The sequence below is a fragment of the Rhodoferax sp. RT5P35 genome, assembly GCF_056521385.1.
In genome coordinates this window covers 1-1,925 of record NZ_JBWMAX010000051.1, presented here as the reverse complement: position 1 = coordinate 1,925, position 1,925 = coordinate 1, and the positions used below count along the sequence as shown (strand labels likewise).

The following is a 1,925-nucleotide window of genomic DNA, read 5'->3' as shown; positions in this document are numbered from 1 at the left end:
CTGACCGACTTTGTGCGCCACCACATGCTGGAGCCCTTTGACGTGGCACCCCGCATCCAGGGCCTGATTGCCCACTTTGACGACCTCAGCCGGGCCCACGCCGCCGTGCTCAAAGCCAAGGAGCAGGTAGCGTTGTTGACTCCGTTGGTGGCCGATTGCGATAGGCACTCGGAATCGCTGGCCAGCAGTGACAGCCTGCGCGCCTGCCGCGATGCGCTGCGACCGCACTTTGCCGCCGCCAAGTTGGGCCTGCTCGACACGCGTTTGCAAACCCTGGCGGAAACATTTGCCAGCGAAAACGCCAAGGTCGAAAAGCTGGAGACTTCCAGGGCCGAGCAGCAGATCCAGGAACGCGCGTTGCGCCAGGCCATTGCCGAAAGCGGCGGCAACCGCATTGCGCAGATGGGCGACGATATCGCCCGCAAGCAGCTGGAAATCAAGCGCCGCCAAGCCAATGCCGCCCGCTTTGACGCGTTGCGCAAACAACTCGGCCTGCTGCAGGTCGCCAGTGCCGAAGACCTGCTGGCCCAGCAACAAAGCTGTGTGCAACTGCAAGAGGCGGAAAAAGACCGCAGCACCGGTTTGCAAAACGAGTGGATCGAGCACAGTGCCACGTTCAGCCTGGGCAAGCAGGAGCACCAAGCCCTCAGCGCCGACATCTTCAGCTTGAAGAGCCGCCGCAGCAATATCGACACCCAGCAAATCGCTATCCGCGCCGCGCTGTGCCAGGCCCTGGGCTATGCCGAAGAGAGCATGCCTTTCGCTGGCGAACTGATCGAGGTGCGCGACAGCGAGCGCGACTGGGAGGGTGCCATCGAGCGGCTGATGCACAACTTTGGCCTGTCGCTGCTGGTGCCCGAGGCGCAGTACGCCCGCGTCGCCGAATGGGTGGACCAGACCCACCTGCAAGGCCGGCTGGTTTACTTTAGCGTGCGGCCTGCCAAACCCGCCGATCCGCCTGCACTGCACGCCGATGCCCTGCCGCGCAAGATCACCATCAAGCCCGATTCGCCGTTGTATGCCTGGGTCGAACAAGCGGTGTGGCAGCGCTTCAACGTCGTCTGCTGCACCAGCCAGGAGCAGTTTCGCCGCGAGCCCAAGGCCATCACCCGGGCCGGCCAGACCAAGGGCGGCGAGCGGCACGAGAAGGACGACCGCCACCGTATCGACGACCGCAGCCGCTACGTGCTGGGCTGGAGCAACACTGCCAAGCTGGCTGCGTTGCAAAGCAAGTCCCGCGTCTTGGAGGGCACGCTGGGCCGCATCGGCGCGCAAATAGCCGAGCTGCAGCAGGCGCAAAAGGCGTTGCAGGAGCGCTTCAGCGTGCTAGACAAGCTGGTGGAGTTTCGCGACTTCAGCGAGCTGGACTGGCCTAGCCTGGCGCTGGAGGTGGCGCGGCTGCAAGACGAGTTGAAGCGCCTGCAGTCTTCTTCTGACCTGCTGCAAAGCCTGGCCCAGCGCCTGGCGGAGCTGGAAGGTCAGTTGGCCGATACCGAAGAAAAATGGGCTGCGCAACGCGACAAGCGCGCCAAGACCGAGGACCGCAGCAGCACCGCCCAAGAATTGCGCCGCCAGACCGAAGCTTTGGTGGGCGATATCGAACCCACCATTTCGGCCCAGCTAGTGGCCTTGCAAGCCGAGCATATGGCCGCTCAGCCGCTGACGATCGAAACCTGCGATGCCCGTGAACGCGAACTGCGTGATGCGCTGCAAAAGTCTATCGATGCCGAAGCCGCGCGAGCCAGCCGCCTGTTGGAAAAAATCATTGCCGTGATGCGGGCCTTCAATTCCAAATACGAGCTGGAGACGCAAGAGATTGACGTGTCCGTGGCCTCGGCGGGCGAGTACCGTGCGCTGCTCCAGCAACTGGCCGCCGACGACCTGCCGCGCTTCGAGGGCAAGTTCAAGGCCCTGCTGAACGAGAA

1 protein-coding gene is annotated in these 1,925 nt (G+C 63.5%); it reads left to right on the top strand.

The window, feature by feature from the left end; genetic code table 11:
* The coding region (locus tag AC097L_RS23420) for an ATP-binding protein (protein ID WP_479589141.1) at window positions 1-1,925 on the top strand (1,925 nt) is incomplete at both ends.